This is a genomic window from Pseudoalteromonas sp. UBA2102 (assembly GCF_002331165.1).
Lineage (GTDB): Bacteria > Pseudomonadota > Gammaproteobacteria > Enterobacterales > Alteromonadaceae > Pseudoalteromonas > Pseudoalteromonas atlantica.
In genome coordinates this window covers 1-15,562 of sequence record NZ_DCYU01000047.1, presented here as the reverse complement: position 1 = coordinate 15,562, position 15,562 = coordinate 1, and the positions used below count along the sequence as shown (strand labels likewise).

Annotated in this window: 14 protein-coding genes and 1 tRNA gene; 9 read left to right on the top strand and 6 right to left on the bottom strand. The window is 41.3% G+C overall.

Annotation, left to right across the window (positions count from 1 at the left end; all coding sequences use genetic code 11):
- Positions 1-229: 229 nt before the first annotated feature.
- The gene (ccoG, locus tag B2R65_RS05810) at positions 230-1,612 is read left to right on the top strand and encodes a cytochrome c oxidase accessory protein CcoG (protein ID WP_286741585.1); all 1,383 of its coding nucleotides are present in this window, start codon (positions 230-232) and stop codon (positions 1,610-1,612) included.
- Between the two features lie 18 nt (positions 1,613-1,630).
- Here the strand turns inward: ccoG and B2R65_RS05805 are convergent, their stop codons facing one another.
- The 3 genes from B2R65_RS05805 to B2R65_RS05795 all read right to left on the bottom strand — a co-directional run bounded on the left by B2R65_RS05805 (position 1,631) and on the right by B2R65_RS05795 (position 3,856).
- On the bottom strand, positions 1,631-2,041 hold the full coding sequence (locus B2R65_RS05805) for a hypothetical protein (protein ID WP_286741583.1): 411 nt from the start codon (positions 2,039-2,041) through the stop codon (positions 1,631-1,633).
- Between the two features lie 251 nt (positions 2,042-2,292).
- Positions 2,293-3,207, bottom strand: a complete 915-nt coding sequence (locus tag B2R65_RS05800; RefSeq protein WP_055255320.1) for a M14 family metallopeptidase — start codon at positions 3,205-3,207, stop codon at positions 2,293-2,295.
- A gap of 64 nt (positions 3,208-3,271) precedes the next feature.
- Positions 3,272-3,856 (bottom strand): hypothetical protein, encoded by a 585-nt coding sequence (locus B2R65_RS05795; RefSeq protein WP_024032189.1) that lies wholly within the window; start codon positions 3,854-3,856, stop codon positions 3,272-3,274.
- A 297-nt stretch (positions 3,857-4,153) separates the two neighbouring features.
- Here B2R65_RS05795 and B2R65_RS05790 point away from each other — a divergent pair, with 297 nt between their 5' ends.
- The 3 genes from B2R65_RS05790 (at position 4,154) to B2R65_RS05780 (ending at position 8,841) form a co-directional block, all read left to right on the top strand.
- Complete coding sequence (locus B2R65_RS05790) at positions 4,154-6,673, top strand: UvrD-helicase domain-containing protein (RefSeq protein WP_286741580.1); 2,520 nt, start codon at positions 4,154-4,156, stop codon at positions 6,671-6,673.
- A 185-nt stretch (positions 6,674-6,858) separates the two neighbouring features.
- Positions 6,859-8,427, top strand: coding sequence for a type 1 glutamine amidotransferase family protein (locus tag B2R65_RS05785; protein WP_286741578.1), 1,569 nt, complete (start codon positions 6,859-6,861; stop codon positions 8,425-8,427).
- Positions 8,428-8,592: 165 nt separating this feature from the next.
- On the top strand, positions 8,593-8,841 hold the full coding sequence (locus B2R65_RS05780) for a hypothetical protein (protein ID WP_004587250.1): 249 nt from the start codon (positions 8,593-8,595) through the stop codon (positions 8,839-8,841).
- Positions 8,842-8,899: 58 nt separating this feature from the next.
- Here the strand turns inward: B2R65_RS05780 and B2R65_RS05775 are convergent, their stop codons facing one another.
- From B2R65_RS05775 to B2R65_RS05765, 3 genes are all read right to left on the bottom strand, one after another.
- The gene (locus B2R65_RS05775) at positions 8,900-9,223 is read right to left on the bottom strand and encodes a DUF2845 domain-containing protein (protein WP_054983647.1); all 324 of its coding nucleotides are present in this window, start codon (positions 9,221-9,223) and stop codon (positions 8,900-8,902) included.
- 90 nt (positions 9,224-9,313) lie between these two features.
- Positions 9,314-9,390: transfer RNA gene (locus tag B2R65_RS05770), tRNA-Pro, on the bottom strand.
- Between the two features lie 164 nt (positions 9,391-9,554).
- The gene (locus B2R65_RS05765) at positions 9,555-10,178 is read right to left on the bottom strand and encodes an arylesterase (RefSeq protein ID WP_024032180.1); all 624 of its coding nucleotides are present in this window, start codon (positions 10,176-10,178) and stop codon (positions 9,555-9,557) included.
- Here B2R65_RS05765 and B2R65_RS05760 point away from each other — a divergent pair, their 5' ends adjacent.
- From B2R65_RS05760 to ruvB, 5 genes are all read left to right on the top strand, one after another.
- Complete coding sequence (locus tag B2R65_RS05760; protein WP_004587268.1) at positions 10,179-10,892, top strand: ABC transporter ATP-binding protein; 714 nt, start codon at positions 10,179-10,181, stop codon at positions 10,890-10,892.
- Positions 10,882-13,383, top strand: a complete 2,502-nt coding sequence (locus B2R65_RS05755) for an ABC transporter permease (protein ID WP_286741574.1) — start codon at positions 10,882-10,884, stop codon at positions 13,381-13,383. The genes B2R65_RS05760 and B2R65_RS05755 overlap by 11 nt, the downstream gene beginning before the upstream one ends.
- Before the next feature lie 128 nt (positions 13,384-13,511).
- On the top strand, positions 13,512-14,036 hold the full coding sequence (gene ruvC / locus B2R65_RS05750; protein ID WP_004587270.1) for a crossover junction endodeoxyribonuclease RuvC: 525 nt from the start codon (positions 13,512-13,514) through the stop codon (positions 14,034-14,036).
- A 2-nt stretch (positions 14,037-14,038) separates the two neighbouring features.
- Positions 14,039-14,656 (top strand): Holliday junction branch migration protein RuvA, encoded by a 618-nt coding sequence (gene ruvA / locus B2R65_RS05745; protein ID WP_004587271.1) that lies wholly within the window; start codon positions 14,039-14,041, stop codon positions 14,654-14,656.
- Between the two features lie 7 nt (positions 14,657-14,663).
- On the top strand, positions 14,664-15,562 hold an 899-nt coding region (gene ruvB / locus B2R65_RS05740; RefSeq protein ID WP_286741569.1), incomplete at its 3' end, for a Holliday junction branch migration DNA helicase RuvB.

Here is a 15,562-nt window from a genome sequence, read left to right as displayed (position 1 = left end):
TAAAGGCGCTGCTTGCAAATTAGGTTTGCCCGAGAGTACTTTGCGCTCAAAAATGCGTAAACTAGGAATAAGCAAAAATACGTGATATATCGCGCTATTCGTTAAATATCGCGGATTAATTTTTCCGGTAATTTATAAATTTATTTAATATCAATTGGTTAGTTAAGCTTTCAGCTTGGTCTGAAAGTTGCAAAAGTAGCATTAATACCGTCACTATTAAGTAGCTACTATGAAGTTTGATATTAAAGAAGAAGATATGATCATCAAGCCCTATAACACACCAGGGCCTATTTATATTCGTGAGCAAAAAGGCTTTTACCAACAAATACGCCGTAACCTTGGTTGGTTACTTATGCTTATGTTTATTGCCATTCCTTGGATTCAATACAAAGGTGAGCAAGCCGTGCTACTTGATGTAGCCACGCAAAAGTTTACTATTTTTGGTTTAACCTTACTGCCGCAAGACTTTATGATTTTAGCGCTGCTATTTATGGTAGGCGCGTTTGCTTTGTTTTTTGTCACGAATTGGCTTGGCCGCGTGTGGTGTGGCTATACCTGCCCCCAAACAATCTGGATGTTAATGTTTAGTTGGGTTGAGCAACGTATAGAAGGTACTCGTAATCAACGTATAAAGTTAGATAAATCGCCATGGAGTACATTTAAGTGGCGTAAAAAAATAACAAAACACGCTGCGTGGCTTGTTATATCGCTGCTTACTGCAACGTCGTTTATGGCGTATTTTATTCCCGCTAAAAGTTTATACCTTGAAATGTTTACCTTACAGTGGTCGGGCATTACCAGCTTTTGGGTGTTTTTATTTGCATTTTGTACTTATGGAAATGCCGGCTTTTTACGCGAAAAAATGTGTAATGTGGCGTGTCCGTATTCTCGCTTTCAATCGGTGATGTTTGATAAAGATACATTGGTAGTGAGCTACGATGCAAAGCGCGGTGAAAACAGAGGCCCTCGCAAACGCAAAGCAGATCCTAAAGCCCTTAATTTAGGCGACTGCGTTGATTGTAATTTATGTGTAGAGGTATGCCCCGCGGGCATAGATATTCGTAACGGTTTGCAATACGAGTGTATAAATTGTGGCTTATGTATTGATGCCTGTGACGACACTATGGATAAATTTGGCTATCAAAAAGGGTTAATTAAATATGCCAGCGAAAAACAGCTAGAAGGTAAAAAAACAAATCCATTTAGGCTTAAATTAGTGGGGTATGGTGTATTAACAGGGGTATTACTTATTTCTATGATTGCGTGGGTATTGCAACGTACGCCAATAGAGGCATCGGTACTGCGCGACAGAAACGCATTATACCGTGTAAATTATGAAGGCTTAGTAGAAAACCCATACACACTCACTATTATCAATAAAACCCAGCAGCCATTGCACTACGGCGTAGCCATTGAAGGCCTACCTGTGGCCACACTTAGTGCGCCAAGCTCTATTTTGGTATTGCCAGGAGTGATGAAAAAAATTCCGGTGACAGTCACCGCCGATGGCTACGACATAGCAACAAAAGTGACCCCAGTTAGCTTTGTTATTACCGCTGTAGAAAACCCTGATATAGCGATTACTAAAACAAGCCAGTTTTATAAAAACTAGCAATGGCTTGGGCTAAAATTAGCTCACGCCATTATTTAATTGCGATGAAATAAAACGTTTTGCAGCATCTAGGTTATCAAATAAACATTGGTTAAAATCTACATCGCGTTTAGCGTTTTGCATTATTCGCTGCATTTGGCTTATCGCAATAGGGGAGGTGAGGACAAATGCACTTATCAAGCAGTTAGTGTGCTGCATATGTGTGCTTATGGCGACCATTTCTTGCTCTGCATCGGGCGTAGCTGCAAGTACACACGATGAGTCGCTTATGTAACCCCATTGCTTACCTTCAAATTCAGCCACTGTATCAAAAAGGGCGGCTTTAAAGTTGGCCAATAGCTCTAGGTCTAAATTTCCGCTAAATTGGGCAATAATTATATTGCCCTCAACGGATAAAGTTACCTCGGCATGTTTATTTTTATACTTCATCGTAGGTTCCTAATTTGTATTAGTTTATAACTTATACCAATTTGCTTAATTAAGTTAGCTTTCTTGAGGCTAGAAAAACGTATTAATAGTTTGGTAAAAAATTCGCTATTTAGTTGTTCTTGGCAATTGCTCCTGCATTGCTCTCCCTTCTGCATCCATGCAGTCTTAAATGAAAATTTTTTAACCTAGGTAGCGACACGTTTAGCTCCGCAAAATGATTAAGTATTATTGCACATGGGTATTAAAAGCCACTAAAGTGACTTTAAATAATCTAACGCGCCGGTAATAACAGCAACTTGCGCTTGAGTACACTGCTCATCTGAGGCAGTTGGGCTATCTGGGTATACTTCGGTTGTCGTTACATAAGGGGCGTTGGTAAAGCCCATGCATAAGCCCAATTCGCGTGCGGCGTAATTTATAACGCCAAATTGCTCCTGCGGTACACCAATTAATTGATTGTTTTCGTCACTGGGGGCAATGTGCGTTACCTTCTCAACACTATTTAAAATGGCTTTTTGAAAATCAGGTGCTGGTTTTTTGCTATCAGCCACTAAATAAAAACCATCTGGTATGTTCCAGTTGGTGTTAATTTTACCATCGCGCGCCGCCAAAGCGGGTCTAAATTCACTATTGTCTGTGTCTGTGGTTTCGTGCAGATCAATATGCGCAACTAACTCAGTGTTTAGCGATGCTACATATTTCATAATAGCTGCAGATTCTTGGGCAGGGCTGTTATCGTAAAAAGAGCGATTTGGATCAATAGCTTCTGGGTTCCAGCGGTTTATGGTTTCAAAACCCCACGGGCTAATACAAGGCGCAATAATAAAGTTAAAACGCGTTGTATAAGGTGCAACAGCGGTTTGAGCAAATGCCAGCGCACCCATAACGCCACTTGTTTCGTAGCCGTGCACACCCCCAGTAATTAATACGGTAGGGCGATCACTTTGCCAATTTTTACTTTTAAATAAATAAAGTGCAAAGCTAAGTGGCGAATAATTTAGCTCGCCGTACTGCTCTACATCTAAAAACTCATTAGGCTGGGTAATTTTACTTACTACGAGCTGGTTATAATCGCGCTTTTTCTGTTGAAGTTGTAACCATGCTGCTTTATCACTGTCGTTCCATGGTTTATTAGGGGTACCAATTGGGTATAAAGTGTCGCTCATTGTGTGCCTTTAACTTGTCGCTTTATAAAGGCGTTAGCTTATCGCTGCAATTAACGGCCTGCAACTAGAAATGCTCAGTTACACCTGCCGTGTTTTCGTACAAGGTGGCGTTTTCACGTTTATGTTTTTCAAATAAATACTCACGTAATGCCTCTTTACCACTTTTGATACTGACAATTTTTGCGGCATAGCCTAAATTAGTTTTACGGACTAAATCTATAAGCAGAGTGACTTTTTTCTTATTGGGTAGTTTAAACGTAATATGTTGCGCGTGGGTAAGGCTATAGCGATGATCGCGCGGCTTTAATAGCACGCCACTGCTAGAGAGCGAAAGCACATAAAAGCGCTCGCTTTGTAAATGCAGGTCTGAATAACGCCAGCTTCTGTCTACACCTTCGGTATCAATTACCTCAGGCGCACTCAGTACGGGGTTTAAGTAGCCGTCATCGTTGAGCTTAAACTCAAGCGGAAACCACAACTGATAATGGCCCACCTCAGCTAACATGGTTAATTTAGCGTGAGACAACAAACCTTTTAGTGTATCTGGCAAAGCCGTTTTTAAGCTAAGCTGCGAGTTATCGTTTGTATTGTCCTTGTTACTGCCTACAACAGACGAAATAAAACTTAACTCTTCCTTAGTTAAATCCATATTATTTCTCGTTTAATAAAAGCTTCACATTAAACTAATAGTGCAATTTGTTCAATATTCAAACGTAAAGTTTAAGCAAATTTAAACACCTGTTTAGAGTAAATACTTAAGACGAGTTGATTGTTTTAGGAGGAGTTTACCGCAGTTTAAACACCCATTGTACACAGCCTTTGGGCTATTTATGAGGCCTGCTTGTACATGCTTTGGTTAACCAGGCTGCCACTTTTAAGGCGCGGCGCGCCTTGGCGTTTAAACTGTGATAAAATTTATTTTTAATTTTAGTTTATTCAAGGTTTTATGGCGCAGTTTATTGCCACTCCAAGCTGGTTAGGACGTTTTTTTAAGCGTATTAGCACCGTTACTATTAAGCAAAGTTCACTCGTTATACATTTTAAAAATAATACTTCACGCGCCTATTTAATTAGCGACTTTACTAATTTTTCCCAATTTAAAAAAGGCCTGTTTAGCGCGAAAATAACCCTCAATCATAATAAAAAAACGGTAATTAGCTTTTTAAATAAACAGCAGGCTCAAACGCTTAGTGAGCAGCTAAACAGCGAGTTTGCCAATCACCTAGAAGAAAAAGTGAATACAGCAAAAACGCTTGTAAAACGTTATGCAACAAACGAGTATCTTCGCGACTCAAACGTGCCGTTATTAAAATCGGCGGTGTTTTCACTGGCACAGCAGTACGGCGCATTACCTGCACTATGGCAGCAGCATTTATCGGCCATTAATATTAAGTTTTTAACTATTTTAAGTAGCTCACCAACAGTAGCGCATGCCACAGAGCAGCTACGTAAAAGTTATGAGCAAAAAACACTAACGGCAAGAGCCGACTTTTATAATGTGGTTGAATCAAACCCGCTTACACACGAGCAACGCCTTGCTGTTATACGCAATAACGACAAAAATTTAGTGCTAGCGGCCGCAGGCACTGGCAAAACCTCAGTAATGGTTGCAAAGGCACTGGATTTAATTGCTCATGGTGGTGTAAAACCCGAGCAAATATTGATACTTGCTTATAATAAAAATGCAGCAAACGAATTAAATCAACGCTTTAATTTAAGGGCGCAACAAGCAAACTTAAACGTTACGCCGCCTACTATTTTAACCTTTCATGCGCTGGGGCTTAAGTTACTGCAAAGCGCTAATAAAACACGTAGCTTATCGCCTTTTGCAAACGATGCTATGGCGCTTAAAAAATGGTTTACACAGTGGCTTAGTAATACCCTAAAAACAGACTCACGTTTTTGTAAAACCTTTGTTGAGACACTGTACGAACCTACTGATAGCCTCAATACCGAAACTAGAGTCGCAACTAAAACCGCAACTAAAACCGCAATAAAAGCACAAACCTATCACACCCTATCGGGGCTAAAAGTAAGCAGTTATCAGCACTTATTAATTGCCAACTGGCTTTACATGTATGGTATTGAACACACTTACCAAAATGATGACACCGCCGATTTTTTCTTGCCACAGCACCAGGTTTACTTGGCGCATTTTGTGACAGATAGGCAAGGTAATTCAGTGCAGCATGCACCTAACTTACACAATAGCGAGCATATTAAATATGTACGCGCGCACCATAAAAAACATGGCCATGCATTGGTGCAAACATTTCATTATAACTGGCAAGAAGGTCAGCTTGAGCAGCGTTTAAAAGCACAACTACAAAAACATAAAGTGAACATTAACCCCGTAGATAACCACGCAGTGTACGAGCGTTTATCTGCAACAGGGCTGTTAAAGCAAAATATAAATAAGTACTTAAACTGCCTAAGCGCAATACGGGGTGAGCAACTATCTAACGCTCAAATTGCAGCGCGAATAGCTAAAAGTGGCATTATAAATCATAAAAGTTATGCAACATTATTGGTGGCAATGCAGCGTGCATACTACGAAAAATTAAAAGAGCAAGATGCTATTGATTTTGACGACATGATTGCAAGCGCAGCTCAGGCGGTTAAATTGGGGGAGGTAAGTGTACCTTGGCGCCATATTTTAGTTGATGAATTTCAAGATATTTCATGCGCACGCATGGCGTTTTTAAATACTTTAATAAAGAGTGGTCCGCAACCTTGTTTTACTGCGGTTGGCGATGATTGGCAGGCTATTTATCGGTTTTCGGGCGGTAATTTGGCGCTCACCACACAGTTTAACGATTTAATAGGCAGTCACTCACTCACGTTATTGCAAAAAACGTTTAGATATAACAACAGTATTAGTGAGGTAGCGGGGCGCTTTGTAATGCAAAACCCTGAACAATATAAAAAGTACATAACCACACATACGCAAGTAAGTACCCCTCAAGTTGTGTTACTTGACGATTTAAACCAAGGTAAAAAGTCAGTAGCACTAAAAGTGCAGCAAACTATAGCCACAATTAATAAAAATAATAACACAGCCAGTATTGCCGTATTGAGCCGTTATCGGTTTATGCTTAATGAGGTAGAGCAGCACTTAGCAGGTAACAACTTTGCTAACCCACTGCATTTTTGGACACTGCATGGCTCAAAAGGACTCGAGGCCGATTACTGTATTATTATAGGTTTTGAGCAGGGCAAGTTAGGTTTTCCAAGCAATAATCCGGGCAATTTACTTGTTGAGGCATTATTGCCCGCACCAGATACCTTTAATCATTCAGAGGAGCGACGTTTATTGTACGTAGGGATCACGCGCGCTAAGCATAAAAGCTATTTAATTGCTCCGCCATCTGCGTGTTCTGAATTTATTAGCGAGCTAATAAACGATAATTACCCTATTGATATAGCCTCTAATTTGTTTGTAAAACAGAGTAAGCATAATAAGTAAGATTAATGGTTAAATGTAAGAGTATTGGCTGCGTAAAACGCACATCGCGCTTTTTTAACTAGCAGGCAAACTTGCTTTATACACTAATGCCATGTGTCGCAATCATTGAGGCCCACATTTACTATTTAGCCTGCCATTACATGCTGTTAAACTTAACGCCTATTTAGATCATTTTTGAGAGCGTTATGCGTACCCGTGCTTTTTTTACTAAGCGAGTGAGCTTTATATTCGTTTTATTTACTTTATTTTCATTTAAAGGGGCTGCCCAGCAGCAAGAGCAAACCCTTATTTTAGCCGGTAGTACAATTAATAGTTGCAGTGCTAATGCGGCGCAAAGTTGCAATACGCAAAATAACTCAAAGTCACAAAGCGTGTTTAAGGTAACCAATACTAATATTGAGCAAATAAAATTAAATTGGCCGACTAACAATACAAATAACCAAGCAAATGTTTTAAATACCTTACGTGCGCTTAGTAGCAAAAATGCAAACGCAGTCTCTAAAAGTGAGCTGCTTTGGCAATGGCGCGATATAAACAACGAGCAACTTAATAGCCTAACAAAGCAAGAGTTTAACTTTGTGTTTGATATGCTTGAACAATCTCATGTAAACACCACCCCAAAATCTGAGCTACAAAGCAACGGTATATTGCAATTTATAGCGGGGAGCTTAAAGGTTGCTAACCCAACACCCACCTTATTAATTATTAGCGCAGCCCAGCGCGACCCATACGCACAGGTAGGGGCGCTTAAAACGCTTTTACCAAAAGGTGTAACCAGCCAATGGTTACCGCTTACACCTGCACTTGCTAAAGCAATTACTAACAATACCTGTAGTGATTTACCGGCGCTGCGTCACTCACAAATGAACCTGTATAATCGCAGCAATGTATACCCCGAGCTCATAAAGGCTGAGCAAACACTTTGTAATAATGGGGTTGAGGCGTTAGTTAATTTAATAAACACCAGCACCGGTGTTTTATTTAGCGACGGCAAGGCTAAAAATGCTTTAAAAGCACTGTATGATGAAAATAATACTGCCTACCCCTGGACGAATGCGCTTAAAACTCGCCCAGTTATTGTAGGGCTAGGTGCAGGAAGCAAAATACAAAGTGAAAACGTCTATCTCTCACAGCACCAAAGCGAAGCGGTATTAAAAGAAAAGCTTGCTCCACAGGCTACTTCACTTAACGGGTTAAACACGTTTACCTATGGCCCACTGAGCACCCGCTTTAGTGAGCAAAATCAAACGCTAAACCTAGCGGGTACATTAAATACCGCAAAGCAAAAAAACGGTGATATTAAGCACGGTTTTGGTATTGATGAAAACACAGCCCTCGTTGTTATTAAATCCAACAAAGGAAATTTAATGACCGTAATAGGGCAAAGTGGCGTTGCGTATTTAAGTACGCAGCAAAAAGCAAGTAGCTATAACTACTCGTACTGGCCTGCTCGCAGTGTAATAGATATTACTAATACCGGGTTTGAACTTAGCGAGCGCACCATTAGCCAAGCATTAGCGCCTGTTAAAATACCGCCTTTACCGGTGCAGCGTTTTGCCAATATTTTAACCGATTCAAAACTACGCTCGCTTACGCAAGCTATGTGCCTAAGCCAAGAGCAAAGTGCGGTAGGGCAACAAGATGACCTTTTAATAAATTTAACTGCCACAAAAAATACGGATTATTACCGCATTAATACCCAGCCGTATGGTTGCGCATTAAGTAATTTGTCACTGAATGTAGAGCGCTTTTAACCTTAAGCGCTAGTACTAAATATACTTAATAACCCGATACAAAGGTTTATGTTTATTTTAATGGGCTTTAAAATAGCGCCCAAGTAATTTATACCTATTCACTTAATTTAGTGGTTACGTTTTGCGAATAGGCATTAACCAAGCAGATTTTACAAAGAGCAATTTATGAATAATGAGCACGACATAATCGACAACCTAGCAGAGCTAGAGAACTTTTTAGTTATGGTAGAAAACGGCGGCTTAGGCTTAAAAGGTGTATCGGGTGTAGGTATGGCTACAAGCAATAAAGACGGCAGCCATTTTGTTGCAGTATTTGACGACAAACAACAGTTATTACTGGCGCGTGGCATAACAGCCGAGGTATTTGAAAACGGTAAAGATATGGTGCGTAACGGCGTAGGGCGTACACACTAATAAAAACTAAAAAGCGCCGTATGGCGCTTTTAACTGCTTAAAACTAACTCTAATATATTTAAAGCCTGTCGACTTGTTTTGAACTAATACTGGTCACAATATTATTTTCAAAACGGATCAATACAATATACATCCCACCAATTGAGCCTTTTAGTTTATAAGTAAACTCTTCTGTTTTAACTAATTTGTCGCCATTACCAATATCAACAGCTTCATTAAGCACATCTTTATAAAGTGGTGCGCCCACTACGGCTACAATGTCAGATTTAGTTTTACCCACACTTAATAGATTTCCGTTTTTAAGTCGAAAACTACCCTGAGCAAACGCAAAGCTTGAAATAAAAAGAGATAAAAGCAGGGGAAACACAATACGCTTTTTCATAAGTCATCCTTAAACACATAGTATTAAATGCTAGGTATACAAGGTAATACAGAAAAATGACAGTGAAAAAGAAATAAAGAGGAGGTTAAATGGTCGGTATGGCAGGATTTGAACCTGCGACCCCTGACACCCCATGACAGTGCGCTACCAAGCTGCGCTACATACCGACGTTGTTTGCAATAGTACGTATATTTTATTAAAAATCAATAAGTGATTGTTTGTTTGCGTGTTTATTATGCAAATGAGCTAAAAAACTTTAAGCTAAGGGCGTATCGCCCTTAGTAAGCACATGCCGTGCAGCGCATGTTAAGCCACCAAAGAACAACACGCCCTAATCTTTATTTAGCCATTGGTTGATCGAGTCATACATTTCATCGCGTATCAGCGGTTGTGCTTCTTTATTTGGATGTAATTGATCTCTTTGCATTAAGTTTGGCTTATCTGCCACATTAAGCATAAAAAAGTTAAGTAAATGAGCATTTGTTTTTTCACTTACTTGTGTAAAACTGTCAGTGAACATTTTACTGTAACGCGGCCCGTAATTAGGGGGAATATAAATTTCCATTAACGCGACCATGGCATTTTCAGCTTGGCTTTTTTCGATTAAATCCGTTAAGTTGGCCTGCATTTTTGTTACCGGAAAACCACGTAAACCATCATTAGCACCAAGCTCAATAAGTACATGGCTTGGTTGGTATTGCGCGAGTAAGGCATCTAGCCTGCGTAAAGCTCCACCGGTAGTTTCGCCACTAATACTGGCATTAATTAGCTCTATATTACGCTGCTCTGCATCGTATTTATCTTGTAACAATTTAACCCAGCCTTGCTCTTGTTTAAGCCCATAGGCTGCACTTAAACTGTCTCCAAGTATTAAAATCGTGTTGTCGGCCGCCGCACTAAGTGGTTTGATAACTAAAAATAAAACGAATACAAAACGTAGGATTGAATGAGTCATATGTCAGCGCTTTCTCAATTAAATATTATTCAAGTAAATGGTTTGTCTAAAGTAGTTTCTACCTTCGAAGGTGAGTTGCCCATCCTCAGCGACATCAGCTTTAATGTCAAGCATGGCGAGTCAGTTGCTATTGTTGGCACCTCTGGCTCAGGAAAATCCACGTTATTAAGTTTATTAGCGGGGCTAGATACCGCCAGCAGTGGTGAAATTACCCTTGATGGCGAGCCGCTACATAAATTAGATGAAGAGCAACGCGCAGCATTGCGTGCTGAAAAAGTAGGTTTTGTATTTCAATCTTTTATGTTGGTACAAAGCTTAACCGCGCTTGAAAACGTGATGCTGCCGGCAGAGCTTGCTGGCGAAAGCGATGCCAAAGAGCAAGCTCTTGCCCTATTAGAAAAAGTGGGGCTGAGCCATCGTATTGATCATTACCCATCGCAACTCTCTGGTGGTGAGCAGCAACGTGTAGCCATTGCCCGCGCTTTTATTGGCACACCTAAAATTTTATTTGCCGATGAGCCCTCTGCAAATTTAGACAGTAAAAACGGCAAAATGGTGGAGTCATTATTATTTGATTTAAACCAGCAGCACGGCACAACGCTAATTTTAGTAACTCACGATGAAGCACTCGCGCAAAAGTGCCAGCATATTGTACAAATTGAAGCGGGCTGCTTAGTTAAAAACTCAAAAGAGGACGTAGCGAATGTGGGCTAAGTTAGTACTTAAATTATTTGCGCGTGAATTTCGCCGCGGCGAACTTACAGTAATTAGTGCCGCCATTGCGCTGGCGGTATTAACGGTGCTCACACTGTCTATGGTGACTGAGCGAATAGCACAAAGCATAGCGCAAAAAAGTAGCGCGTTTATTGCCGCAGATAGAGTACTGGCAAGCGCCCATGAGCTAGATACGGCGTTTATTAGCAAAGCCAAACAAGAAAACTTACAAACTGCGCAAATGATCTACTTTGATACCATGTTATTTGCCAACGACGAGATGCAATTTACCTCGGTAAAAGCGGCGTCTAACGAATACCCGTTAAAAGGCGAGTTAAAAGTAAAATCATCGTTGCTTGGCGAAACACAAGTAGCGCAGGGCGGCCCAAAGCCTGGCAATGTGTGGCTAAGTGAATCGGTTTTTTACAGCTTAAATATTGATATTGGCAGCCAAGTAGAGCTAGGCGCAGCAGTATTTAATGTAGAAAAAGTGGTGGTTGAGGAGCCAGATGCGCCGTTTAATGTATTTTCGAGCAGCCGCAGAGTGCTTATAAATATTGCTGATGTTGCAAAAACTGAGGTTATTCAACCTGGCAGCCGAGTAAATTATCGCCAACTCTATGCAGGCGATGAATCAGATATAACGCGGTTTTATGAATGGTTAAAGCCGCAAATGGCTGAAAATCAACGTTGGTATGGCGTAAAAGATAGACAATCACCCATATCAAATAGCTTAAACCGTGCAGAAAGCTTTTTATTACTGGCCGGTTTGCTGGGCATTATTTTGGCTACGGTTGCTATTGCTGTGTCGGCAAAGCGTTATTGTGAGCGCCAATACGACCCCGTAGCAATGATGAAAACACTTGGCGGAAGCCGTGCATTAATTCGTAAAATATATTTTATGCACTTACTCATGGTGTGTGCTTTAGCGGTTATTGTGGGTTTAGCCATAGGCTACGGTTTACAAGAAATAGCCACTGGTTATTTAGCAAAAAGCATGGATATGAGCTTACCTGCCGCCGGGTTTAAACCTTGGCTGGTGGCCATTAGCACAGGGGTTATATGTGCGGTTATGTTCTCTATTAAGCCACTGCTTGATTTATTTGATATTCCACCGCTTAGAGTATTGCGCCGTAATTTAGGCGACAGACTAGCGGTAAGCCGTGTGCACTTAGGTTTAAGCGCGCTTACGGTGTTTTTATTAATGTGGTTATTTAGTAACAACATTAAAATAACGCTTATTTTATTTGTCTCTACGCTTGCTTTGATTGCGGTTTTGTTTGTTATTTCAAAACTAATATTTGGCGGTGGCCGTAAATTAGGCTTAAAACCAGGCAACAGCTGGTCGTTAGCTATTGCCTCTATACAAAAGCGTGCCAACGTAAATGCGGTGCAGCTTATTAGCTTTTCGTTGGCGATAAAATTGCTATTGTTTTTGATTGTGCTTAAAAATGACATGATCTCAGATTGGCAGTCTCAATTACCCGCCGATGCGCCTAATGCATTTTTAGTTAATATTACGCAAAACGAACTTGAGCCTGTAAATAATTACCTAGCAGAGAACGATATTTTAGTATCGGATTTTTATCCAACCATTCGTGGGCGAGTAAATGCGGTAAATGGCGAGCTTGTTGCGCGTAAAGTGTCGTTGCAAGATAACGAGAAAAAAGATGAAGAAGCGCGTTCAGGCATTGGCCGTGAGCTTAATCTAACCTGGCTTGATAATGTGCCAGCCCAAAACGAAATTGTGCAAGGGCAGTGGTTTGGCGAAGGCGCAGTGGGTGAGGCATCGGTTGAGGAGTCTATGCTGGAGCGCCTAGACGTAGAAATAGGCGACACTTTAACATTTTTAATTGGTGCGCAATCATTTGACGCCAAAATTACCAGTGTGCGTAAAGTAAATTGGGCGACGCTAAAACCTAACTTTTTTATTATTTTAAGCCCCGATGTGCTAAAAGATTTTCCGGCAACGTATATTTCATCAGTGCGTATTGAGCCAGAGCAAAAGAAAGCGTTTAGCCAGTTACTGCGCACTTATCCAACCATTACCGCAATCGATGTAGATAACTTTGTTAAGCAAATACAATCAACCATTGAGCAGGTGTCGTTAGCTATTGGCTTTGTGCTTGCTATTGTGGTTTTGTGTGGCGCATTAGTGCTTATATCTCAGGTGCAAGCGAGCCTTGGCGAGCGAATGCAGGAAATAGTAATACTGCGAACTTTAGGCGCCAAAGGGCGGTTAATAAAAAATGCGACGCTTTATGAGTTTTTGCTATTAGGTGGCTTAGCCGGGTTTGTAGCTGCATTATTTAGTGATGTAGCCTTATTGATTGTTCAGCAGCAAATGTTTGATTTAGCCGGTAAATTGCACCCGGCAATTTGGCTAATAGGGCCAGTGTCGGGCGGGGTGTTTGTAGCCGCGCTTGGCTACTTTATGATTGCCTGTAAACTTAAACAAAATACCCAAGGCTTAGTACGTGCTTTAGCCTAAGCTATACTTTTAACGCTAAACGCCCGCACTAAGTTGCGGGCGTTTTTGTTTTTACTCGCCACTGGTAATTTATACAGTGCTCTGGCATTATTACCGTTATTGAAAAATAACAATAATGAGTGTGCTGTTTGGCCATTATTTTAGGGATAGACCCAGGTTCACGTTTAACCGGTTATGGTGTGGTTGCGCATCAAGGCGCTAAATTTACCTATTTAGGAAGCGGGTGCATTAAATTAGCCGAGCATGAGTTCCCCATACGATTAAAAATGATCTACCAAGGGATCACGCAAATAATAGAGCAGTTCTCCCCCGAAACCTTTGCCATAGAAAAAGTATTTATGGCGCATAACCCGGATGCCGCGCTAAAACTGGGCCAAGCCCGAGGAGCCGCCATAGTGGGAGCCTCTATGGCCGACTTACCCGTATTTGAATACTCAGCACGGCAAATTAAACAAGCCGTGGTAGGTAATGGCGGCGCCGATAAGTCGCAAGTGCAACACATGGTAAAAAATATTTTAAAATTACCTGGCACACCGCAAGCCGATGCGGCCGATGCGCTTGCCATTGCAATTTGCCATGCGCACTCAGAACAAAATTTAATAAAACTAGCGGGTAGCGCAAGCAAAACCGTTAGAGGACGTTTAAGGAAATAATTATGATTGGCCGTTTAAATGGCACGTTAGTTGAAAAGCAACCGCCCGAAATTTTATTAGAAGTAAGCGGCGTAGGCTACGAAGTACAAATGCCCATGACCTGTTTTTACGACTTACCCAATATTGGCGAAAACGCCATCGTGTACACGCACTTTGTAGTACGCGAAGACGCACAACTATTATTTGGCTTTAATAATAAAACCGAACGCGCGCTTTTTAGAGAACTATTAAAAGCAAATGGTGTGGGCCCTAAACTAGGCCTAGCAATATTGTCGGGCATGTCGGCGCAACAATTTGTCAGTTGCGTAAACAACGAAGATGCCACAACATTGGTTAAATTACCGGGTGTGGGTAAAAAAACCGCTGAGCGTTTAGTGCTAGAAATGAAAGACCGCTTAAAAGATTGGGGTAACGATTTATTTACGCCATATAGCGATAATGCCGTTATAGAGCCTCCTAGCGATGCAACAATTGCCAATAATGCTGCAGACGATGCCGTATCGGCACTTGTTGCGCTTGGTTATAAATTGCCACAGGCGCAAAAAGCAGTAAAATCGGTAAGTAAACCCGATATGTCTACTGAGGTTCTTATTAAAGAATCTTTAAAATCAATGTTGTGAGTAACCCATGATTGAAGCTGATCGTTTAATTGACGCGAGCGAAAAAACCAACGAAGACACCATAGACCGCGCAATAAGGCCCAAGCTTTTAGCCGACTACAAAGGTCAGCCGCATGTTAAGCAGCAAATGGAAATATTTATTGAGGCAGCGCGCAGCCGCGGTGAAGCACTTGATCATCTATTAATATTTGGCCCGCCGGGCTTAGGTAAAACCACGCTTGCTAATATTGTTGCCAATGAGCTTAATGTAAGTATTAAAACCACTTCAGGCCCAGTACTTGAAAAAGCCGGCGACCTTGCTGCATTACTTACCAACCTTGAAGAAGGCGATGTGCTGTTTATTGATGAAATACACAGACTCAGCCCACAAGTTGAAGAAATACTTTACCCCGCAATGGAAGATTACCAACTCGATATTATGATTGGTGAAGGCCCCGCTGCACGCTCTATTAAATTAGACTTACCACCGTTTACGCTTATTGGCGCGACAACACGCGCAGGCTCACTTACCTCACCACTTAGAGACCGTTTTGGCATAGTGCAGCGCTTAGAGTTTTACTCGGTAGCTGATTTATCGCATATAGTGGGGCGCTCTGCACATTACCTAGATTTACAAATGTGCGACGATGGCGCTACCGAAATTGCAAAACGCTCGCGAGGCACACCGCGTATAGCAAACCGCTTATTACGTCGTGTGCGCGATTACACGCAAGTAAAATCAGATGGTACAGTAAATGCCTCCGTTGCTGAGCTTGCCCTTGATATGATTGACGTAGATAAAAGCGGGTTTGATTACATGGACCGTAAATACTTACTTGCCATTATCGAAAAATTTATGGGTGGGCCTGTAGGGCTAGATAATTTAGCCGCCGCCATAGGCGAAGAAAAAGAAACCATTGAAGATGT

Coding starts and splice junctions, on each gene's coding strand:
- B2R65_RS05755 (WP_286741574.1), top strand. CDS start 10,882: ATGTGGGCTAAGTTAGTACTTAAATTATTTGCGCGTGAATTTCGCCGC.
- B2R65_RS05805 (WP_286741583.1), bottom strand. CDS start 2,041: ATGAAGTATAAAAATAAACATGCCGAGGTAACTTTATCCGTTGAGGGC.
- B2R65_RS05760 (WP_004587268.1), top strand. CDS start 10,179: ATGTCAGCGCTTTCTCAATTAAATATTATTCAAGTAAATGGTTTGTCT.
- B2R65_RS05800 (WP_055255320.1), bottom strand. CDS start 3,207: ATGAGCGACACTTTATACCCAATTGGTACCCCTAATAAACCATGGAAC.
- ccoG (WP_286741585.1), top strand. CDS start 230: ATGAAGTTTGATATTAAAGAAGAAGATATGATCATCAAGCCCTATAAC.
- B2R65_RS05795 (WP_024032189.1), bottom strand. CDS start 3,856: ATGGATTTAACTAAGGAAGAGTTAAGTTTTATTTCGTCTGTTGTAGGC.
- B2R65_RS05785 (WP_286741578.1), top strand. CDS start 6,859: ATGCGTACCCGTGCTTTTTTTACTAAGCGAGTGAGCTTTATATTCGTT.
- B2R65_RS05790 (WP_286741580.1), top strand. CDS start 4,154: ATGGCGCAGTTTATTGCCACTCCAAGCTGGTTAGGACGTTTTTTTAAG.
- B2R65_RS05780 (WP_004587250.1), top strand. CDS start 8,593: ATGAATAATGAGCACGACATAATCGACAACCTAGCAGAGCTAGAGAAC.
- B2R65_RS05765 (WP_024032180.1), bottom strand. CDS start 10,178: ATGACTCATTCAATCCTACGTTTTGTATTCGTTTTATTTTTAGTTATC.
- B2R65_RS05775 (WP_054983647.1), bottom strand. CDS start 9,223: ATGAAAAAGCGTATTGTGTTTCCCCTGCTTTTATCTCTTTTTATTTCA.
- ruvA (WP_004587271.1), top strand. CDS start 14,039: ATGATTGGCCGTTTAAATGGCACGTTAGTTGAAAAGCAACCGCCCGAA.